The sequence below is a fragment of the Mucilaginibacter sp. PAMB04168 genome, from assembly GCF_039634365.2.
Classification (GTDB): Bacteria; Bacteroidota; Bacteroidia; order Sphingobacteriales; family Sphingobacteriaceae; genus Mucilaginibacter.
Window position 1 is genome coordinate 2,304,681 of sequence record NZ_CP155079.2, and the last position, 22,270, is coordinate 2,326,950.

Sequence of the window (22,270 nt, forward strand, 5' to 3'; positions counted from 1 at the left end):
ACCATATTTGTATATGCCGCCAACGCTTTGATACTAGCCGGGCGGCTAAAAGCAACTATTGATTAAACTACAAAACTTAGAATTAATGAAGTGGGCATACCTCTTTGCAGGCATTGTATTTGAAGTGTTGGGCACTATCTGCATGAAATATGCCGAGGGCTTTACCAAATTGATCCCTTCTATTCTAGTTTTTGTTTTTTACGGCATCAGCTTAGCCGCCCTTGTTTTTGTGCTCGAGAAAATGGAAGTAAGCATTGCTTATGGCATTTGGGCGTCGGCAGGTACAGCGCTTATTGCGGTTATAGGTATGTTGTTTTTCAAAGAAAGTGTATCGCTGGTTAAAATCTTATCGGTGTCCTTCATCATCTTGGGCATACTTGGGTTGGAACTTTTTGAATAGCCTCAAATAAATTTAAACATATGGAAGTATTTTTAACAGGAGCTACCGGATTGGTGGGCGGCGAGGTATTGGTAAATCTTTCGAAACGAACTGAAATTGAAAAGATTTACTGCCTCATTCGCGCTGTATCCCTTGATAGCGCCAAAGACAGGCTAAATAAGATATTTAGTCTACACGGAGATGAATTTGATCAGCGGAAAGTGATACCTGTACTGGGCGATCTGTTTGATGAAAAGCTAACGGCTCAACTCATTTGCGACGAGCAGCTTGCGGGTATTACCACTATCATACACTCAGCGGCAAATACCTCTTTTGCCAAGGTAAAAGATGATTTGGTAGAAAAAGCAAACATTGGTGGCCTTACCAAAATCTTATTATGGGCTAAGCGGCTGCAAAGCCTTGATACCTTCATGTATGTAGGCACAGCTACCATTTGCGGCCGGGATGTAAAGCACCGCCTGGTTACCGAAGAAGAAACCCCGAACTTGAAGGCCAATCATCTCGTAAAGTATACTTACACCAAGATGCAGGGCGAATTATTACTGAAACAGCACTTGCCCGAAAATAAGATCTTAGTCGTGCGCCCGTCCATTATCATGGGAGACAGTCGTAACGTAGAACCACGATCACCGGTGATATTATGGGCGCTGGCTACGATGAACAAGCTGCGCCTGGTGCCTGCCGAACAATACTCCTCACTAGACATGGTACCGGTTGATTTTGTGGCTAATGTAATGACGCAGCTACTGTTTGTAAAGCGTAGTTACAATGTTTATCATATCTCTGCCGGTAACGATGCCTGCACATCAGCTTTGCAAATAGCCAACGTTTTCGACAACTATTTTGACGATATGCTGCCTCACCGGTTTATAGGGAAGGGCATGCTAAATTCCCTGAAATTATGGGCGAAAGGCAAGTTGCCCGTAGGGCACGAGTTATACCAGCATTACGAATACCTGGAACACCTGCAATACGAATTTGAGGATTTGAGTAACCTGCGTATCCTGTTTGCCGGTTTAGATCCATACATTGAGTTTGCCGAATTAGGTCAGCGCTTTGACAATTCACGAATTGTCAAAGACTTAGGAATCACGCCGTCTCAGCCAGGCCATGTGTATATTCACAACTGTTTACACTATATCGAAAGGATAAACTTGCTTGAAGGCGCTATTGATCCGTGATAGTGTTATAAAAGATAACCACTTTAACTATCTAAAAACTAAGTGGTTGTTTTTTATTTAAGTGAGGAAAGGCTGCGCAGCAATGTGCAGCTTTTTTTTTAAGAACGAATGGCCGATACCTGTTGTCTGTACAAGCGCAAATAACCAGAACAGAACGAACTATAGGTAAAGTGGCTTTTGTTGAATATATTATCCAATCACCGAACTTTTTCTTGTCGGTTAGGCGCACCTGCTCGCCAAATGAATCTTGCTGGTTCGGAATCTAAAATGCTCTTCAGCTGTCCCTTTGAAGATGTGTTTCGAAAGAAATTACTTTTTTTATGCATGAACAACGCACCGTAGCTTGTTACAAAACCTCAATGAACTCCGTAGCTGCATAGTGGACAGAATTATAGGCCTTACCATTGTAGCCTCCGTTCACTTTATCGTTGTAAGCCTCCTAAACGAAATGTGAAACAGTGGCCATTAAATTAAATGTTCCTTTTCTTGTTTGCATGTCAATCTCGACATCAAATTTCCAGCCTCGCTGATTATATACGCTGAGGATTGCTTTTGAAGGTCGATGTGCTGATGCTCAAGTGCAGACTAACTAATTAGAGACAACATTGCGAATCCTTTGACGATAATTACTTATCCCATAAGGTCGGCATCAATCAAACAAAATTAAAAGATTGATTTAAAGTTGTTTTAGAGATACTGTATTCGGCTACCTTCAAAATATAAGATGCATAATGCAAAAAGGTGTCTGTTAGACACAAAACCCACACTTCAGGAAATAACAAGGCTTTCCGGATATTTAAGTCTTCCCAATTTTAGCATAGCCTTTAAAAGAATTTTAGGGTATTCTCCAATAAAATTAAGATGATGACATGACATTTAACTCAAAGTTTTCGATAATCGCATCAAGTGGTCTTAGGTGTGCTAAACCATACACGCACACACGCAATATAAAATGTTTAAAATTAAGACTACAAATTTTTGTCGGCTCGTCGTTTCCTATTATTCATAGCCAAGGTATATATTACCTTTGTTAAAATTCAATCCAAATGGCGCAAATACTTTTAGTGGAAGATGAGGATAAAGTGGCCTCATTTATCAAAAAGGGGCTTAACGAGCACCATTACCAGGTTGATGTAGCTACGGATGGCATTGACGGGTTAACCCGTGTGCTGCAAAACAGATACGACCTCTTAATTTTAGATGTCATGTTGCCTATCATTAATGGAATTGATCTGTGCCGGCAGATTCGCCAAAAGCAGCCACAATTACCTATCCTCATGCTTAGCGCGCTGGGCACCATTGATGATAAGGTGAACGGCTTACATGCCGGTGCCGATGATTACCTGCTTAAACCTTTTCACTTCAACGAATTATTAGCACGCATTGAAGCTCTACTTCGTCGTGGCAATATTGCTGACGAAATCAACCATGTACTTACTTTCAGCGACCTAAAACTAAATACCTGGGATAAAACCGCTGAGCGTGCAGGCACTAAAATAACGCTGACAGCAAAAGAATACATCCTCCTGGAGCTTTTCCTCAGAAATCCGAACAAACTACTTTCGCGTGAGTACATTACCGAAAAGGTGTGGGACATAAATTTCGATACTGGCACCAACATGGTCGATGTATATGTAAACTACTTGCGCAATAAAGTCCAAAAAAACTTTAGTACCAAACTCATTCATACCGTCATTGGCATGGGATATATTTTAAAAGAACAATAGTAGCCAGCTAATCATATGAAGATAAAGACCAGGCTTTCGTTATACTTCACCCTCATTAGCTGCGGTGCCTTATTATTTGTCCTGTTGGGTGTATATATAGCCTTTTATACTTTTTCTAAGGATGACTTTACCAACCGACTGTCTGACAGGATTAAGGTAGCTTCGAAGCTTTACCTCGAAGCCGACGAGATCAGTAAGGATTCCTTGGTGCAGGTCCAGCAACAGTATTTGGAAAAACTCCCTGATGAGGTGATCCGTGTTTATGACGAATCGAACCGCTCGGCCTTTAACGCCACCAATGGCATTTACTGGAAAGATGACATTATTAAGCAGGTACGTAAAGAAGGACAGATTGAGTATGAGGAAGGCAAAAGGCAGGTGCTGGGTAAATACTATAAAGATAACCAAGGCAATTTTGTGATCATGGCCTCAGCTATCGACCGCAATTTTAGCAACCGCACAATTAGGCTTGGTAAGATTGCCGCTGTTTTCTTTGTCATATTCAGTACTGCCCTGTTTTTTGCCGGGCAGTGGCTTGCAAAAAACACGTTACAGCCAATCCAAAAAGTTGTTGGTCAAATGCGGCAGGTCCAGTCCAGTAACCTTCATTTACGCATCCAAAGCAATAAAAACAAGGATGAGATAGCCGAACTCATCAGTAATTTTAACAGCTTGCTCGAACGGCTTCAAAACGCCTTCGAGTTGCAGCAAAGCTTCGTCTCTAATGCCTCGCACGAACTGCGTACTCCCTTAACCAGTATACTGGGAGAGGTTGATGTAGCCCTAGACAAACAGCGAACTGTTGAGGAGTACGAGCGTGTATTACGATCAGTGTCAACCGATGCCATGCACCTGCAGGATACTATCACAAGTTTAATGGAACTGGCTCAGGTTGATTTCAATTACACTCAAGCTCTTCTATCACCATTAAGGATAGATGAACTGCTATGGGAATTGCAAGAACATTGGTTGATAAAAAAAGGACAAGGGCTGGTCAATGTAAGTTTTAGCAATTTCCCTGAAGATGAGAATGAACTTATTATCCAGGGAAACAAGCCGCTGCTTCATATTGCATTTAATAATATTATTGACAATGCCTTTAAATATTCGGCCGGGGCACCTGTAGGTATTCGATTTGATTCAAGCCACAATCATGTCCGTATCACCGTCACTGATACTGGTCCGGGTATCAAACCTAGCGATTCAGAGCTGATATTCAAGTCATTTTACAGGGCTGATCATACAAGTGAGGTTCCGGGTACCGGCGTAGGCTTGTATATTGCAAGCAAGATCATCCAGTTATGCAACGGCACCATTCAGGTAGTATCTGACGGCGTTTTGGGCAGTTCTTTTGTAATTGGTTTTGCAAAGACCGTTTAGTTGCCCTAATCGATTTGAAATCTAATCCCGTTCTAATGCAGGTTTAATGCAGGTCTAATTTTGGGGTAATAGCTTTGAACTATCAAAAGTTTAAAGCAAAATGAACCATATACAACGGAGTTTTCAACTCCTTATACCATTGTTATTTACCGTATTGGGTACCGGTGCCTTTGCCCAAACCGATAGCCTCCACCTGAGCTTTCAAGATGCCGAAAAGCTGTTTCTTCAAAATAACCTAAACCTGCTTGCTCAAAAATATAATGTAAACGCTACACAGGCCTTAGTGCAACAAGCAGGTCTGTGGGACAATCCCGTTTTAGCAACCGATCAAAACATAACCGATAACAGCCATAGATTTTTTGACCACAACGGCAACAACGGACAGGTTTTTGTACAGTTAAGCCAGCTGATACAAACAGCAGGTAAGCGTGGCAAACAGATTAGGGTAGCCGAAGATGGCGCCAAAATACAGCAAGCTGCCTTTGATGATTTGTTGCGCAACCTGCGTTACAACCTGCAGTTAGATTTTGCGCAGGCCGCCAACTTAATTGCGCAACGCCAGGTTTATATAACAGAAATAAAATCGGCCACAAGCTTGGTTAACGCTACCGATAAGGCCTATCAAGCAGGAAATACCTCTTTAAAAGATTTGGTACGGTTAAAAGCCTTACTGTTTAATTTACAGAATGAGCTGGTAGAGAGCGAGCGCCAGTTGAACGACCTGCAAGCCGAACTGAAAACCATCCTTGCTGTTAAGGAAACACAGTTTATTGTTCCTCAGATAAATGCGGCACCTACTCCAGCCGTGTTAGACGCAACAGTATTAGCCGAACAAGCTAAAAATACCCGCGCCGACTATTTAGTAAACCAGTACACCCTTGCTCAAAACAACGATAATCTTGCCCTGCAAAAAGCACTGGCCAAACCTGATATTACAATGGGTGCCAGCTACGACCAAAACAGCAGTTATGTACGGCATGTATTTGGCCTGCAACTAAGTGTTCCGCTACCGTTATTTAACCGCAATCAGGGCAACATCAAATCTGCGCGTTTAACGGCACAAAGCCAGGAGTTTGTGCTGAAGAATAACGAACTGCAGGTTAAAAATGACGTTTATAATGCGGTACAGCAATACCGTCTTAGTCAGCAACTTTTGAGCAAGAACCAAACCGATTTTTACGAGCGGTACGATCAGATTTATAACGCCATGCTAAAAAGCTTTCAGCAGAGGCAAATCAGTTTACCCGAATTTGTTGATTTCTTCGACTCTTATAAAGAGACTAAGATCAAGATATTACAGCTTCAACTCAACCTGCAAAAATCCATCGCCGATCTCAATTACGCAGTAGGTATAAACGTCATTGCCGTTCCTTAAATCAGCACACCCATTTCCAGTCCGTGTAATAAAAATTAAATAATAGTGTGTTTCCACACCAACATTGCAATTCTGTATAAAATGAAAACAACAACCTTATATATAGTTATGGCCGCTTTAGTGGCCTTTACCTCATGCCAGGAAAAAAAGACCGGCACCATGGAAACCAAGCAGGTTTGCATAAATGATTCACTGGCAAAAATGATCAAAATAGATACGGCCAGAGAATCATCCATGAAAAACGAATTGAAGTTGACCGGTGAAGTATCGTTTGATGAAAATAACGTAGTTAAAGTGTTCCCTTTTGCCAGCGGGCAAGTAATGAAAGTAAACGTTTCCTTAGGTGATAAAGTAAGCCAGGGCCAGGTGCTGGCAGTTATTCGCAGTGCCGATGTGGCCGGCAATTACTCCGACCTTACTTCGGCCAAAGCCGACCTGGCCATTAGCAAGCGCCAATTAGAGCAAGCCGAATACCTGTACAAAAACGGCATTTCGAGCGAGCGCGATTATACGGAAGCTAAAGAAAATTACAACAAAGCCGTTGCGGCTAACAGCAAAGTGCGCGAACAAATAGCCATTAACGGGGGCGGCAATACTAACGCTGCCGGTACACTCATTGTTAAAGCCCCGCGCAGCGGTTTTATAGTGGAACAAAACATCACCTCGGGCAACTTCATCAGGCCCGATAACAGCAGCAGTATGTTTACCATCTCTAACATGAGGGATGTATGGATTAAGGCCAATGTGTTTGAATCGGACATTGCTAAAGTAAAAGTTGGCTATGCAGCAAAGATAACCACCCTTGCCTACCCAGATCGGGTATTTACCGGTAAGGTGAACAACGTTGGCTCAGTGCTCGATCCCGATAGTAAAGTTATGACCGTACGTATAGCGCTGGCCAACCCCGAAATGCTGTTGAAGCCCGAAATGTTTACCAACGTGGTTATCAGCAACAGTGAGTCGGCAAAGGCGGTAGCTATTCCGGCGGCATCGGTGATGTTCGATAGCGGGAAGAACTATGTGGTGGTTTATCACAGCAAATGCAATTTGCAGGTTCGTGAGGTAAGCATCATTAAATCCGTTGAAGATACCACCTACATCTCATCAGGGTTAAAACGGGGCGACCAAATAGTGTCGAAAAATCAATTGCTACTCTATAATGCCTTGGTTCAGGATTAACTTGGGTTGGAACAAACTAATAATTACTAAACAGGACTTCCTGTAATTACAATAGTCAATGAACAAGCTCATTAAAAACATAATTTACTTCTCGCTACGCAACAGGGCCATGGTTTTTTTCATGACCGCTGTGCTGGCCGTTCTCGGGGTATGGAGTTACTTAAATACGCCTATTGAAACTTTCCCCGATGTTACCAACACCCAAATCATCATTATAGCGCAATGGCAGGGTCACAGTGCCGAGGAAATGGAAAAGCTGGTGACTATCCCTATGGAAACGGTATTAAACTCGGTGCAAAAAAAATCTAATTTGCGCACTACCTCTTCATTCGGTTTATCTTACGTACGCATTATTTTTGATGATGACGTAGACGACTCTTTTGCCCGCCAGCAGGTCATGAGCCGGATAATGAACGTGGAATTGCCCGATGGTGTAAAACCCGAAATTGAACCGCCTTATGGCCCAACCGGCGAAATTTTCAGATACACATTAAAAAGTCGTACCAAATCTATTCACGAATTGACAGCCATACAAGACTGGATTTTAGACCGCCAGTTTAAAGCCATACCTGGCGTGGCCGATGTAAACAGCTTTGGCGGTGAGGAAAAAACTTTTGAAGTAAGCGTAAATCCATCATTGCTGCAAAAATACGGCTTAACCTCGCTCGATGTATATAATGCCATTAACCGCAGCAACGTAAACGTGGGCGGCGATGTAATTGAAAAGAACGACCAGGCTTTTGTGGTACGTGGTATTGGCTTGATTAATAATATAGGCGAGATAGAAAACATCATTATAAAAAATGTGAACAACGTGCCCATACTGGCGCGTAATGTGGCCGATATTAAAGAAAGCGGATTACCGCGCCTGGGCCAGGTAGGCCGCGACAAGCATAACGATGTAATTGAAGGTATTGTAGTTATGCGCAAAGGTGAAAACCCTGCCGAGGTACTGGAACGGATCCGTGCTAAGGTAACCGACCTTAACCGGAACGTTTTGCCTAAAGATGTTCAGATCTCTACCTTTTACGACCGTACCAATCTTATTGATTTTTGTACCGAAACCGTAATACATAACCTTGTTGAAGGTATTGTACTGGTAACTGTTATTGTGTTCCTGTTTATGGCCGATTGGCGTACAACGCTTACTGTGGCTATTATCATCCCGCTGGCGCTGCTGTTTGCCTTTATATGTTTACGCTTAAAAGGCATGAGTGCCAATCTGCTTTCGATGGGAGCGGTAGACTTCGGGATTATTATAGATGGGGCAGTGGTAATGGTGGAAGGTATTTTTGTAGCCCTCGATCATAAGGCCAAAGAGGTGGGCATGGAGCGTTTTAATAAACTGGCTAAACTGGGTCTGTTTAAAAACGTGGGAGCTGAGATGGGCAAGGCTATCTTTTTTTCCAAACTCATTATCTTAACCTGTTTAATCCCCATTTTTGCCTTTCAAAAGGTAGAAGGTAAAATGTTTTCACCCTTGGCCTACACTTTAGGTTTTGCGTTACTGGGGGCATTGTTATTTACTTTAACCCTGGTGCCGGCACTTTCAAGCATATTGCTGCGCAAAAACGTTAAAGAAAAGCATAATCCGGTGGTCATCTTCTTTGAGAATAGTATCCGTCGTATGTTCGGTTTTACGTATCGTAACCAAAAGCTGAGTTTAATCATCTCGCTGGTGTTTATGTCGCTAACGTTTGCATCGGCTAAGTTGCTGGGCACCGAGTTTTTACCGCAATTAAATGAAGGGGCGTTATGGGTAACTGCGCAAATGCCCACGAGCACTTCATTAGAAAGTTCGGTGAATACTACCAACAAAATGCGTGATATTTTGATGAGTTTCCCGGAGGTAAAGCAAACCCTGTCGCAAGTGGGCCGCACCAATGATGGTACCGACCCCAAAGGATTTTTTAACGTTCAGATTCAGGTTGACCTGCTGCCTAAGAAACAATGGAAGCGCCACATTAACCAGGAAGAATTGATTGCCGAAATGGATAAAAAGCTGAGCCAGTTTCCGGGTATTATCTATAACTACTCGCAGCCTATAATTGACAATGTGGCCGAGGCGGTTGCGGGTGTGCCTGCATCAATGGCCGTTAAGATCTTTGGGCCCGATTTTGATGTGCTAGACCACAAGGCCGATGCTGTTATGGGCGTTTTAAAACACATACAAGGCGTTGAAGATTTAGGTGTGCTTCGCAATTTGGGTCAGCCCGAGTTCAGGATAGAACTGGACCAGCAAAAAATGGCTCGCTATGGGGTTGCTACTGCCGATGCCAACTCGGTTATAGAAATGGCCATAGGTGGTAAAGCTGCTTCCCAATTGTACGAAGGTGAGCGCAAGTTCGATATCAGACTCAGGTATCAAAAGCAATTCCGTAATACGCAGGAAAAAATTGAGAACCTGATGGTGCCTACTTTAAACGGTTCAAAAATTGCCATCAAAGAGATCTCTGCCATAAAAGAAGTGACCGGCCCTGCATTTATTTTCAGGGACAACAATACCCGTTACATAGCAGTTAAGTTTTCAGTGCGCGGCCGCGATTTGGGCAGCACCATAGCTGAAGCGCAGCAAAAAGTTGGTAGAGCTGTAAAACTGGAACAAGGCTACAGCTTTACCTGGAACGGTGAATTTGAGAACCAGATCCGTGCGTCTAAAACCTTAACGCAAGTGGTGCCGGGCTGTTTGGTAGTTATATTTTTGATCTTGTTTGTAACTTTTGGTAATGCTAAAGATGCTATACTAGTATTGATGAACGTGCCTTTTGCCTTAATAGGCGGGATATTAGCCTTGCATATTACACATACCAACTTTAGCATTTCGGCAGGCATTGGATTTATCGCCTTGTTTGGGGTATGCATTCAAAACGGAGTCATCCTCATCTCTGTATTCCGTAAAAACCTGTTGGAGGGCATGCAACTGGACGAAGCCTTACTAACCGGCGTGATATCGCGCGTGCGCCCCGTAGTTATGACCGCCCTGATGGCGGCCATTGGCTTAGTGCCTGCGGCCATTTCAACCGGCATTGGTTCCGAGACTCAGAAGCCATTGGCCATAGTGGTTATAGGTGGACTGGTGACCTCCACCATTTTAACCCTGCTGATATTGCCGGTGATATATGCCATAGTATATAAACTGATCCATCGCCGCGAAAATAGGAAGCTATTGAAAAAGCTTAATGTTCTTAAATAGTATAATGAGCAAAGCAGCGTTAAAATAAGACATGACTTAACCAAGTATTAAAAGTGTAAGCCACTAAGCATATTAAGTCCCTTGATGTTAGTTCGGATTCCGTGCCCAGATAGAAAAAAGAATTCGAACCAATTATCTAACATTTTTCATATTTAAAAATATCATGCACTCTAGAATATTTGAATCTGACTTTGCACCCGTGTTCTTTTGATGCTTATGTTGGTGGTCGCAATATTGCCTGACATATGTTATGCAATATTAATGTTACAAAGATCTTTTCATGTAAAAACTTCTCACTTTTATACGTTAAATGTGTTTACCATAGATCGTGCACCAATTAAAAACATATAAACTTATCCTTTCAGTAGCCGCAATGTTGTTCCTTGCCAAGCCGTTCCTGGGGTTTAGTGTGTATGAACAGCTGCAGGATAAAGCACAGGAAAATACTTTGCTGGTTAAAGTATTTGCCAAGCGCAAGCCGGAGTTTATGGAAGAAGCGATTGCGAGATCAGCAGTATTCCAGGCCATGCTGAAAGAAAAAGCCGATATTTTTATCTTAACCATCGGTGCATTATTGCTGAGCATTTTCCCACTATTTAACATATTCGATAATATCTTTGGCCGGCGCCGCAACCGGGAAATACAAGATATTGCGGCAATCGATCCAATCTATCTGCTTACTTGCAGGCTAACTATTTGATGTTAAAACATCCGTTTTTACGGATATTGATCTTACCTACTGTATAACACTTTATACAGCGCATTCCTTTTTTCATCATTTAGTATTCATTAAAATGCTACGTTTTCAACCTAGCTGGTGCCTTGCGTTTTTACTATTGGTTTCCGGTTCGTTATATGCACAAGTTCCAGAAAAGAGCATATCGCTTAAACAGTTGCTCAAAGAAGTTGCCCAAAATGCACCTACACTGCTCACCGACTCGTCGGCTATCTTAATAAGGGAAGCCCAGGCCCGTGAAACGAGTTATAATTGGCTGCCTAACCTCAAACTGAATTACCAGGCCGACCTCGGTACCAACAATAACGTAGGCGGTGGTTACTTTGGCTATGGCATGGTGCCAACCAATAACCGGGGCGTACGCGATGAAAGTAATTCTACCGTTGTTCTTTCTAATCTGGGCATTGCTGCTTTTGATATGGAGATTTATAATTTCGGGGCTTATAAGGCACAGAATAAGGTGGCCAGTGCAGATGTTGCGGTTCAGCAAAATCAGTTCAACACTTCCAAATACAACCTTCAGGCCTATACCATTGACAATTACTTGCAACTTTTAAGACTGCAGGAGTATATTGAAATTCAATCTCGCAATATTCAGCGCAATCAGGAAATCAGACGTTCCATACAGGCTTTGGCCAAAAGCGGCATACGTGCCGGTGTAGATACCAGCATAGCAGAGGCGGAACTGTCCAAATCACGGCTTAACTACATAGAGCTGAAGAATCAGGCGAAGCAGGTCCAGTTAAAACTATCTGCCATCAGTGGGATGCCTTACCATGCCATCGTTCCTGATACCACCGCCGAAACCAAATTGTTCGCCCAGTCGGCTGAGAGCCGTTTGTTTTATGCTGATACGCTTAACCACCCGGTCATTAAATATTACGAATCTTTATATGACAACAGTCTTCAGCGCGAAAACCTCGTCAAGAAAAGCTTTAATCCTAAAGTATCCTTTCAGGCCGCCGCATGGGGCCGTGCCGCAAGTTTAGATGCCAATAACAACTACACCAGTTTGAACAACGGCTGGGGCTTTCAACGGGGCAATTACTTGATAGGGGTAGGGATCACCTATAACTTGTTCGATCTTAAAAGAAAGAACCTCAAACTCACAACGCAGAGGATTAATTCACAATATACGCTTACCAAGTTGAACGAGCAAAAAGTGCTTTTGGCAGCAAGTGCCACACAGGCCGATGCTAATGTGGCTACGGCCATGGAGCGCTTACAAGAAATACCTAAACAACTTAAGGCAGCTAATGCCGCTTACCGGCAAAAGTTCTCACTTTACAAAAGTGGATTGACCGATATTATTGAGCTTAACGCTGCACTGAGTCTTTTATACCGTGCCGAGATTGACTATATATCGGCCAAGTACAGCTACACCCAGGCATTGTTCCAAAAAGCAGTAACCGAAAACCAGGTGAACACAGTTATTAACCTTTTAAACTAAACCAATTATGTCAATGGTTACTTCTGCACTGAAAAGGCCGGTTACAACAGTTATTGTAACCATCAGTCTTTTGTTGTTTTCAGTGCTTAGCGCTATCAAAATACCGATAGATATTTTTCCTCAATTGAATATGCCTACCATGTATGTGATCGAATCCTACGGTGGTATGTCGCCCCAGCAAATGGAGGGTTTCTTTTCTACCCGTTTACAAGATCAGTTTCTTTATGTGAACGGTATCAAGTCTATCACCAGTAAAAATATACAGGGGCTAACCTTGCTCAAACTAAGCTTTTATGAAGGCACTGATATGGGCGAGGCTTCTGCACAGGTGGCCTTACAAGTAAACCGGGCTATGAAATTCTTTCCGCCAGGGGCCTTACCGCCACAGGTGCTTCGTTTCGACGCCTCGTCGTTGCCGGTAGGTCAGTTAGTGCTATCGTCTAAAACACGTAGTTTAAAAGATATTTATGACCTGGCCACTACGCGTGTAAGGCCAATGTTTTCATCGGTTGCAGGTTTATCTGCCCCGCCGCCTTTTGGGGCTAACTCAAGGTCGGTTATCATCAATGTCGACCCTAACAAAATGCGGAGTTACAGCTTAACGCCGGATGAGGTGGTTGGCGCTTTGTCTAAGTACAACGTTATGTCGCCTTCAGGTAATCTGCGGATGGATAATACCATGTATGTGACCACCATGAACTCCTTGATCGGTAAGGTAGAAGATTTTGGCAACATCCCGTTGATCAGCAAAAACGGCAGCCCGGTGTTCGTTAAAGACATTGCGCGGGTAAGTGACGGAGCAGATGTGACCGTGAGTTATGCCCTCATCAATGGCAAGCGCTCGGTGTATATACCTGCCGTTAAAACCGCCGATGCTTCTACGTGGGCAGTAGTACAAGCTTTAAAAAGCAAACTGCCCGACATTCAAAGCTTATTACCCGATGATGTAAAGGTCTCTTATGAATTTGACCAGTCGGTATTTGTGATCAATGCCGTAGAGAGTTTATTGACCGAAGGTGGCCTGGGAGCTATCCTCACCGGCCTGATGGTACTGCTTTTCTTGCGCGACTGGCGAAGCAGTTTAATTGTGGTGATAACGATACCTGTATCCATCATTATTGGGGTAATGCTTTTGGGCTTCTTTGGGCAGACGATCAACATCATGACTCTGAGCGGACTAGCACTGGCTATAGGCATTTTGGTCGACCAGGCAACGGTGACTATCGAAAACATCCACCAGCATTTGGAAATGGGCAAATCTAAAAAGCTGGCTATTTATGACGCCTGTGAAGAGATTTCCTTCCCGCTGCTGCTGATTTTGCTTTGTATCCTGGCGGTATTTGCGCCATCTTTCCTCATGACCGGTGTGCCCAAAGCCATGTTCCTGCCCCTGTCATTGTCAATCGGTTTAACGATGATCGTCTCCTACATTATTGCGCAAACTCTGGTGCCTATCCTGAGTAACTGGATGATCAATGCAGAGCAATACCAAAACGGGCATCACGGCCATATTCACGCCCATGCAGGTGAGGCGCTAGACAAGAAGGAGGAGCAACAGGTAAGCAAGCATTTGAAGAGTGAACAAGATCATCCTCAAGAGAATGATCTGTTTGAGCGGGTTAAATTACGTTACATGACAACCATTCAAAAATGGATGCCTAATAATAAATTGATCGTTCCGGTTTATTTGATTCTCGTACTGGCACTGGCTTTAGGTGGCTTCCTGCTCATTGGTAAGGACATGATGCCTAAGTTAAATAACGGCCAGTTTCAGATCCGTATTAAAGAACCGGATGGTACCCGGCTGGAACGTACCGAAACAAAGCTCAAACAGGTTTTGCAGATTGTAGATAGCACTTCTAATCACCATGTAGCCATTAGTTCGGGTTATGTAGGTTTGATACCGAGTAGTTACGGGGTAAGCAACTTGTATGTGTTCAATACAGGTACGCATGAAGCCATACTACAAGTAAACCTGGATGCTGATTACCATGTAAACATGGATGACTTTAAGGAGGCATTGCGCAAAAACATAGCTTACGCTATTCCTGAACTTCGGGTAACTTTCGAGCCGATCGACATGACCGAAAAGATTATGAGCCAAGGTGCCGCTACGCCAATCGAAGTAACTGTTGCCGGTAAAGATGTGGCGCAAATAGAAGCGTATAGTAAGGACCTGGTAGCCAAGCTTAAAAAAGTGGATTACTTGCGCGATGTACAGATCAACCAACCGCTCAAGTTTCCGGTCGTGAAAATTACGCTTGACCGGATGAAACTGGCACAGATGGGTTTGAATGTGAGTGAAATTTCGCGCTCAGTAACGGCCAGTACATCCTCCAGCCGTTTTTCAGAAAAGAACCAATGGCTGGACGAAAAAGCCTCTAATACCTACCAGGTTCAGGTTCAGATACCTGAATATGTGATGAACAATATGGATGAGATAAGGGAGATTCCCTTGGTAAAAGGGCAAAGCAGCCCAGTTTTAGGTGATGTGGCCGATTTTAAGACCGTTTATGTGCCTGGCGAATATGACCGTATGGGGCCGAGGAGGTATTTGACCGTAAGTGCTAACATCCATCAAAAAGATTTGGGTAGTGCTACCGATGCCGTTCAGGCGGCCGTTAAGTCACTGGGTACACCACCGAAAGGTATCGTTACACAGGTGCAGGGCATGTCGAGCTTGCTGACCGATACCTTATCTAGTTTGCAAAATGGGTTATTATTTGCTATTGTAGTTATTTTCTTGCTGTTGGCTGCTAATTATCAGTCTGTAAAATTGTCTTTAACAGTACTGTGTACCGTTCCGGCCGTTATATTAGGGTCTATCGGCGCCTTGCTGCTTACCGGCTCAACCTTAAACCTGCAAAGCTATATGGGGATGATCATGTCTGTCGGTGTATCAGTGGCTAACGCAATCCTGATCGTGACTAATGCCGAGAAACTGAGACTGGATTACCAGGATGCCACTAAGGCATCAGTTACTAGTGCCTCCATCCGCTTGCGGCCTATTTTAATGACCAGTCTGGCTATGATCGCGGGGATGATCCCCATGGCGTCTGGTATGGGAGAAGCTGGCGAGCAATCGGCTCCCTTGGGACGCGCCGTGATTGGTGGTCTTTTTGCTTCTACCATAGCCGCTTTATTTATTCTGCCGCTGGTTTTCGCCTGGGTGCAGAATAAAACGACCTATGATTCACCCTCATTAATGCCTGAAAAATCTACTGAAGACCTCATCTTAAATAATCATTAATATATGAAAAGTCATTTTATCTTTATAGCAGTGTTAGCTGCAACCCTGTACAGTTGTTCGGGACCGCAAAAGCCGGTTGACCTAACCGACGAGAAAAAGAAAATCGAAAGCAAGTTTGAAACCGGGAGTGTATCTGAAAAAGCTATGTCCAGTTATGTTCGGCTTCCCGGTCAACTGAAGCCGTTTAACGAAGTGAATATTTTTGCCAAAATCAACAGCTTTGTAAAAACAATCAATGTAGACCGCGGCACACTAGTGCACAAAGGGCAGTTGCTGGTCGTATTGGAGGCTCCTGAAATGGCGTCACAGGTACAGTCGGCTAAAGCCCGTTTTTTGCAGGCGCAGGAATCTGCTAACGCCAGCCGCGAAAAATACCGCAGACTAAAAGAGGCCGCAAAAGAGGAGGGAGCGGTATCGCCCCTTGATCTGGATAATGCCTTATCTAAAATGAAAGCCGACCAGGCGGTGGTGATGTCCGAAAGATCGAATGCGGCATCCGTCAGTAATATACAGGCTTACTTGAACATCAGGGCACCGTTTGATGGCATGATCGTGCAGCGTAATGTATCTGCAGGTGCGCTGGTTGGTCCAGGTAAATCCACCGACCAGCCGATGCTGGTTTTGCAGGATACCCGTAAACTGCGTTTGGAGGTTATGATCCCTGAAACCTATGTAGAAAAGGTGGATCTTAAGCAAAAAGTAAGTTTTGTGTTCAATGCGCTTCCGGGTCAGGAAAACAAAGCGTATATCAGCCGATCTGCTAATGCTTTAGGTTCCCAGCGTTCTGAAGCCATTGAAGTGGATGTGAACAATAGAGATCAGCGATTAAAACCGGGTATGTATGGAGAAGTAAAAATCCCGTTGATCTTTGGTGCTAAATCACTGTTGGTGCCAAATAACGCTATTGTCCGTTCTACAGAACGCCAGTATGTAATCAAAGTGGTAAACGGGAAAGCCGTATTTGCGGATGTAAAAGAAGGTATAGCTGGTGACGAATCGACCGAGGTGTTTGGCAATCTGAAAACTGGCGAGAGAATTTTACTTCATGCAGGTGATGAGATCAAAGAAGGCCAGTTAATTCTTTAGAATACCTTATTTTATGTCGTTAAATCTTTCGGGGGAAATCGGTCAACCACTTCAAATCAGTCACAAACTTCGACGTAATTTGTATGGTTAAGCCCCCTAAGGAGGCAGTAAGTTTTTAATTGTCTTCCTTTTCAAGTCCGGATATAAAAACCTGGTTAACTGGTTGAAATTTGAAATGAAGCAATCTTTTTTAATTTCAATTAGCTACTAATATATTTCCTTGTCTTCATTACGCGTTGTCAATTTGAAATATGTTGCAGAAGCATTCAATATACGCTTAATCTGGCTTTTGATTTTCACGAGCCATGGATCCGTAAGGGAACGCTATAAGCGTTTATAAGTGCAGGCAGTTTTTACTTAATAGCTGATCCTGATTATCGTAACGATAAAACTGAAATTTTTACAAAGCAAAAGGCGGGGTCAAAATGAATTTCCCCCGCCTTTGCCGATTAACTAATTTATTAAAGCAACTATTAATAGCCTGGATTTTGATTTATTTTTGCTCCAATGTTCCGGTCAATAGCTGTTTGTGGAATGGGCATAAGGTTGTTAAACTGTTGAATTGATGCTGCCGACTCAGGAGATCCATAACGTTTGGTCCGATCATAAACAAGACCAAGTCTTCCGAGTGTCAATATCCGGAACTCTTCGCCATAAAGTTCACGTGCGCGCTCATCCAAAATGTAGTCAATGCTTACATCTGCAGAAGTGATTAAGGGGGCCTGTGCACGTGCTCTGACCACGTTAATATCTGCAGCTGCGTTTGAGGTTAACCCTTTACCTAAATAAGCCTCTGCGCGTAACAAGTAGGTTTCTGATAAGCGGGCCACATAAAAGTCTCTTACATATCCGTTATCAGGTTGTGCGTTAATGTGTTTATCAGTGCCAAATTTACACCAGTTAGGAAATACGTAAATCATCGTATCATCTCTGGTAGTAAGGAACGATTTAGGGATAAGGTCTTTAGGTTTGAAGCCCGTGCTTGGCGCTATACCCGGGCCAAAGTAATATTTACGTTTAATGCATACTTCGCTATTACGTATGTCGTTCCCGGCATTTCTCCAAATAGTGTAATTAGTATAATTGGTTGGTCTCACAAAACCCACACCGCGTCCGGTCGAATCAACTGCTACACCTGTGGTATAGCCAATTTTGGCTAATCCCCAATAGTTACACCACATCATACGCTCAATAAGCGGCCTGCTGAAACTTGGTACACCACCGTTGACAACACCACCTGTGGGTGTCACCTCAAATTGAGCAACCATCAATCCTTCATTGTTGCCGGCTTGCGTATTTTGGTTACCCATTACAAAGAGATCATAATAGTAATTCTTATCAGCTTCGGCTGCACGGGCACCAAACCTAGCTTTTACTAATGAGAAATTTCCGTCGGTGCCATCTATAACACGTGTTGCAGCGGCTATAGCGCCATCATAATCCTTTAAGGAAATATTCACTTCTGATAAAAAGTGGTCTGCGGCAGCGCGCACTACCCGGCCTGGGCTTGTTGTAGTAAGCGGCAGGTAGGTACGGGCAAATTCAAGGTCTGCTTTTGCAAATGCCCAGCATTCTTCGCGGCTGTTTCTAACAAAATCATCTTTGGCTTCGGCTACCGGCTTATCGACAATTGGAACCCCGCCAAAAATATTAGCCAAGTTGCGGTAAGCAAAACCTCTAAAAAAGCGGGCTTCGGCAATTGTAGCATTTTTTATCGCCTCGCTGGCCCAGGTAACTTCCGGATTGGCAGCACCGGCAATAAGTGTGTTGGCAATTTTAATGATATTATATTGCGAGTTGAACCAATCATTCGTGTAATTGTCCTGGGCTGTAACGATAGACCAGTTGTTGAATTTAGTAGATGCATCGCGCGGGTCAAAGCACACATCAGTGCCTAAACCCAGTATCCATGCATCCTTGGTGCCATCGGCCGAGTTGTAAAACAACTGTACGTTACGATACATTGATGCACTCATTACATCAAATTGTGCTTTGTTAAGCAGTGCATTGCTGGTGAGAAGCACATCAGTTGGCTGCTCTGCTAAAAAGTCGGCATCCTTGCAAGATGACATCATCATAATGCCTACTGACGCTATCGTTAATATGTTTCTAAATAATTTCATAATCCTAAGCTTTATTAAAATCCTAAATTTAAACCAAACGTTACCGACCGCATTATGGGGTTTGATTGGTTAACAGAAGAGTTTGTAGAACCGCCATTGCCACCAATTTGAGCACCATTGGCAGGATCGAGCCCTGTCCAGCCGGTTGCTGTGAAAAGGTTAGTGCCAGCTACATATACTTTCAAATTGCTTACCCGTATCTTTTTCAAGATACTTTGCGGAAAAGTGTAGCTTAATGATGCATTCTGTAACCTGGCAAACGTTCTGGATTGATAAAAACCATAACCGTAAGGGTTGGCATAATTTGGACGAGGGTACTCGTTACTTGGGTTGTTTGGCATCCAGTAAGGCTGATTTAACCAGTTACCCGAGGCTGACAATACAGCACCTGGGTTTCGGCCCCTTAAATTAGTAGACATAAAGAAATTGTCTTTGCCACCACCGATTATAGCATTGATGGTAAAATATAACTGAAAGTTTTTGTAGCTAAATGTGTTAGATATATTGAAGTTATAGTTTTCTTTAGCATAGCCGATAACTGAACGGTCAAGGTCGTTTAACTTACCATCGTTGTTCAGATCTTTAAACTTAACATCTCCGGCTACTGCGCCATAGGTTTTAATATAATCAGCATCTGTAGATTGGACTATACCGTCAAACGTAAGATCGTATATGGCTCCTAATGATTTGCCAATAAAGAAACTGTTGGCAATATCATCATCTTCTTTGCCATCACCATTTGCATCAGCACCATTCAGGTGTACTAACTTATTCCTGTTTATCCAAAAATTAAATCCAGATTCCCATTTAAAGCCGCTGGCGGCTTTAATATTAACGGTATTTAACGTTACTTCTAAACCTTTGTTGGCTACTTCGCCACGGTTAGATTGAACGGTGTTAAAGCCTGTAAAAATCGGTATGAAACGTGTAATGAGCTGATCAGTAGTGTTGCTTTTATACATATCAATATTACCGTATACTCTGTTATCCAGCAATGTGAAGTCGACACCAAGGTTTAACGCATCGGTTTTTTCCCAGGTAAGGGTTTGGTTGCCGAGTGTAGATGGTGTTGTGTAGAAAGCACTGTTTGATCCAAATACAGTATAACCGGTACTTGTTAATGATTGGGTTTGGTAAGGTGATATGCCCTGATTACCAGTGCGACCGTAAGACAACCTTAACTTTAAGTAGTTAACTGCCCGCACATTTTTCATGAAGCCTTCCTCGCTTAAAGCCCAAGCAACCGATCCAGCCGGGAAGACCCCAAATTTGCGTCCTTCGGCAAACGCGGTATACCCATCCCTTCTAACATTTATGGTTGCGTAATATTTACTTTTGTAATTGTAGTTTAAACGACCTATGTAACCAACGTTAGAGTACTTCGAATCATTGGTAGCTCCTGTGATGGTGGTAGCTGCATTTAAGCCATAAAAACCTAACACAGTTGTGCCATTAGTTGCAAAGTTAGCACCATTTAAAGTTATCGAATTTTCATGCGTGTAATCGCGCGTGTAGCCCACCAATGCATCTATATTATGATTGCCAAAAGAGCGGGTGTAGCTTAACAAGTTGTTAAACAGCCACGCATCTGATAATCTATTAGTTTTGTAACCCCGTGCCGTTGATAAGAATTGGGAAGGATTGGCAATTTCTGAGGCTACCAGCGTATTTATATTTCCACTTTCATGATGGAAGTAGCCATAGTCCATTGTTCCCCGGCTTCCGGTTACATCAAAACGGTAATTTAGCCCTTTTAGAAACGGAAATTTCACGTTAATAAAGCCAGTACCTCGAATGCTCGTGTAAATTTCCCGGTTATCATCAATATAAGCAGGCTGTGATAAACCTACGTTACCCCAATACGGGTTATAGAATGATGTACTGCCGGTAGGGTAGCGCTGTAGTAAATTGTCATTTGTGCCAGCAACATATTTGTAACTGTAAGGTGACATGTAAGTTGCCATATACACATCAGGACTTATGCCGGAATAATCGCGCGATGAATAATAGGCGTTTGCACCGTAGCTGAGCCAATCGGTAATGTTATTTTCGAGCTTTAACGTAAAGTTGGGCTTTTTAAAATTATCGTTAGCTAAAACCCCTTTTTGGTCTAAGAATCCTGCCGAAAAGTAGTAATTTGTTTTGGCTGTTCTGCCTGATACACTTACCTCGTAATTTTTAATGGGTGCATATTGGGTTATATCATCTAACCAATTCATTTGGTGTCCCCCGTTATAAGCTTGTTGCTCAAGAGGAGCTAAAAATACCTTGGTTGGATCGGTTATGTCTGTACCTCTGATGGATAAGTTATCTTTTCGCCATTGTAAAAAATCATCACCGGTTCTCATTTTAGGTACCCGGGTCCAATTTTGGATACCGTAGTAAGTGTTGAAATTAATAGTAGGTTTATCGGTTTTGCCTCTTTTGGTGGTAATTAATACAACCCCATTTTGCGAACGAGAACCATATATAGCAGCCGAACTAGCATCTTTCAGAATGTCGAAAGTTGCTACATCGTTCATGTTGATCTCGTTAAGGTTGCCGTTAAAAATAACTCCGTCTAATACAATAAGCGGGGACGTTGCGGCAGTAACAGAGTTTTGGCCACGAACTACAATGTTTGGACTTGCGCCTGCACTGGTAGACGGACCTACGTTTATGCCTGGTGTGCCTTGCAAGGCCTCTAATGGGTTTACGAAAGGTACACTTTCCTTTGGTCCGCCTTCAAATTTAACAGTTGTAACAGCGCCGGTTACATCTTTACGCTTTTGCGTACCGTAGCCTACTACAACAACATCATTTAATTGCTTATTATTTTCTATTAAGGTGGCGTTAACGGTTGTTTTACCAGACACCTGTACCACTAAAGAATCGTAGCCCAGGCTGGTAAACGTTAAACTGCCCTGCGCGCCAACCCTTATACTATACGTGCCATTAACATCGGTGCTCGTAGATACCCCGGTTGACGCTTTTACAGTTACACCGATAAGCGATTCGCCTTTTGCGTCAGAAACCTTTCCTTTTACGGTGGATGATACCTGCGCCCATGAAGCCGAGCCGATAAATAGCAGCATGGCAGCTATGGCACATGATAACATCATCCTGGTTACTCCTAAATGGTAGAAATAACGTAATTGTAGTCGTTTTTTCTTCATACGCAGTGTTTGTTTAAATTAATTTTTGACATTGT

14 protein-coding genes are annotated in these 22,270 nt (G+C 43.1%); 12 read left to right on the forward strand and 2 right to left on the reverse strand.

Translation table 11 applies throughout. The features are described 5' to 3' along the window. Positions 1-85: 85 nt before the first annotated feature. The 12 genes from ABDD94_RS10005 (at position 86) to ABDD94_RS10060 (ending at position 16,957) form a co-directional block, all read left to right on the forward strand. The gene (locus tag ABDD94_RS10005; protein WP_345955736.1) at positions 86-400 is read left to right on the forward strand and encodes a multidrug efflux SMR transporter; all 315 of its coding nucleotides are present in this window, start codon (positions 86-88) and stop codon (positions 398-400) included. A gap of 20 nt (positions 401-420) precedes the next feature. Further along, positions 421-1,581 carry an SDR family oxidoreductase gene (locus tag ABDD94_RS10010; protein ID WP_345955737.1) on the forward strand — a complete coding sequence of 387 codons (1,161 nt, stop codon included), beginning with the start codon at positions 421-423 and terminating at the stop codon, positions 1,579-1,581. A gap of 724 nt (positions 1,582-2,305) precedes the next feature. Beyond that, positions 2,306-2,446: a hypothetical protein gene (locus ABDD94_RS10015; RefSeq protein ID WP_352432894.1), complete on the forward strand. Its 141-nt coding sequence runs from the start codon at positions 2,306-2,308 to the stop codon at positions 2,444-2,446. Between the two features lie 181 nt (positions 2,447-2,627). Continuing rightward, positions 2,628-3,308: a response regulator transcription factor gene (locus ABDD94_RS10020; RefSeq protein ID WP_345955738.1), complete on the forward strand. Its 681-nt coding sequence runs from the start codon at positions 2,628-2,630 to the stop codon at positions 3,306-3,308. A gap of 15 nt (positions 3,309-3,323) precedes the next feature. Continuing rightward, complete coding sequence (locus ABDD94_RS10025) at positions 3,324-4,688, forward strand: ATP-binding protein (RefSeq protein ID WP_345955739.1); 1,365 nt, start codon at positions 3,324-3,326, stop codon at positions 4,686-4,688. A 100-nt stretch (positions 4,689-4,788) separates the two neighbouring features. Continuing rightward, positions 4,789-6,063 carry a TolC family protein gene (locus tag ABDD94_RS10030; protein ID WP_345955740.1) on the forward strand — a complete coding sequence of 425 codons (1,275 nt, stop codon included), beginning with the start codon at positions 4,789-4,791 and terminating at the stop codon, positions 6,061-6,063. Between the two features lie 81 nt (positions 6,064-6,144). Beyond that, positions 6,145-7,242, forward strand: a complete 1,098-nt coding sequence (locus ABDD94_RS10035) for an efflux RND transporter periplasmic adaptor subunit (RefSeq protein ID WP_345955741.1) — start codon at positions 6,145-6,147, stop codon at positions 7,240-7,242. A gap of 58 nt (positions 7,243-7,300) precedes the next feature. Then, a complete protein-coding gene (locus tag ABDD94_RS10040; RefSeq protein ID WP_345955742.1) occupies positions 7,301-10,435 on the forward strand; it encodes a CusA/CzcA family heavy metal efflux RND transporter in 3,135 nt (1,044 codons plus the stop codon). Positions 10,436-10,763: 328 nt separating this feature from the next. Next, positions 10,764-11,135, forward strand: coding sequence for a hypothetical protein (locus ABDD94_RS10045; protein WP_345955743.1), 372 nt, complete (start codon positions 10,764-10,766; stop codon positions 11,133-11,135). Between the two features lie 94 nt (positions 11,136-11,229). Beyond that, the gene (locus ABDD94_RS10050; protein WP_345955744.1) at positions 11,230-12,621 is read left to right on the forward strand and encodes a TolC family protein; all 1,392 of its coding nucleotides are present in this window, start codon (positions 11,230-11,232) and stop codon (positions 12,619-12,621) included. 7 nt (positions 12,622-12,628) lie between these two features. Next, positions 12,629-15,871, forward strand: coding sequence for an efflux RND transporter permease subunit (locus tag ABDD94_RS10055; RefSeq protein WP_345955745.1), 3,243 nt, complete (start codon positions 12,629-12,631; stop codon positions 15,869-15,871). A gap of 3 nt (positions 15,872-15,874) precedes the next feature. Beyond that, entirely contained in the window at positions 15,875-16,957 is a 1,083-nt protein-coding gene (locus tag ABDD94_RS10060; protein ID WP_345955746.1) for an efflux RND transporter periplasmic adaptor subunit, read from the forward strand. Positions 16,958-17,430: 473 nt separating this feature from the next. On the opposite strand, the gene ABDD94_RS10065 is transcribed toward ABDD94_RS10060, so the two are convergent. Then, the gene (locus tag ABDD94_RS10065) at positions 17,431-19,080 is read right to left on the reverse strand and encodes a RagB/SusD family nutrient uptake outer membrane protein (RefSeq protein WP_345955747.1); all 1,650 of its coding nucleotides are present in this window, start codon (positions 19,078-19,080) and stop codon (positions 17,431-17,433) included. A gap of 14 nt (positions 19,081-19,094) precedes the next feature. Continuing rightward, complete coding sequence (locus tag ABDD94_RS10070) at positions 19,095-22,235, reverse strand: TonB-dependent receptor (RefSeq protein WP_345955748.1); 3,141 nt, start codon at positions 22,233-22,235, stop codon at positions 19,095-19,097. Positions 22,236-22,270 lie beyond the last annotated feature (35 nt).

Excerpts from the sequence above, each read along its gene's own strand:
- ABDD94_RS10005 (WP_345955736.1), top strand. The coding sequence starts at position 86 with ATGAAGTGGGCATACCTCTTTGCAGGCATTGTATTTGAAGTGTTGGGC.
- ABDD94_RS10010 (WP_345955737.1), top strand. The coding sequence starts at position 421 with ATGGAAGTATTTTTAACAGGAGCTACCGGATTGGTGGGCGGCGAGGTA.
- ABDD94_RS10015 (WP_352432894.1), top strand. The coding sequence starts at position 2,306 with ATGCATAATGCAAAAAGGTGTCTGTTAGACACAAAACCCACACTTCAG.
- ABDD94_RS10020 (WP_345955738.1), top strand. The coding sequence starts at position 2,628 with ATGGCGCAAATACTTTTAGTGGAAGATGAGGATAAAGTGGCCTCATTT.
- ABDD94_RS10025 (WP_345955739.1), top strand. The coding sequence starts at position 3,324 with ATGAAGATAAAGACCAGGCTTTCGTTATACTTCACCCTCATTAGCTGC.
- ABDD94_RS10030 (WP_345955740.1), top strand. The coding sequence starts at position 4,789 with ATGAACCATATACAACGGAGTTTTCAACTCCTTATACCATTGTTATTT.
- ABDD94_RS10035 (WP_345955741.1), top strand. The coding sequence starts at position 6,145 with ATGAAAACAACAACCTTATATATAGTTATGGCCGCTTTAGTGGCCTTT.
- ABDD94_RS10040 (WP_345955742.1), top strand. The coding sequence starts at position 7,301 with ATGAACAAGCTCATTAAAAACATAATTTACTTCTCGCTACGCAACAGG.
- ABDD94_RS10050 (WP_345955744.1), top strand. The coding sequence starts at position 11,230 with ATGCTACGTTTTCAACCTAGCTGGTGCCTTGCGTTTTTACTATTGGTT.
- ABDD94_RS10055 (WP_345955745.1), top strand. The coding sequence starts at position 12,629 with ATGTCAATGGTTACTTCTGCACTGAAAAGGCCGGTTACAACAGTTATT.
- ABDD94_RS10060 (WP_345955746.1), top strand. The coding sequence starts at position 15,875 with ATGAAAAGTCATTTTATCTTTATAGCAGTGTTAGCTGCAACCCTGTAC.
- ABDD94_RS10065 (WP_345955747.1), bottom strand. The coding sequence starts at position 19,080 with ATGAAATTATTTAGAAACATATTAACGATAGCGTCAGTAGGCATTATG.
- ABDD94_RS10070 (WP_345955748.1), bottom strand. The coding sequence starts at position 22,235 with ATGAAGAAAAAACGACTACAATTACGTTATTTCTACCATTTAGGAGTA.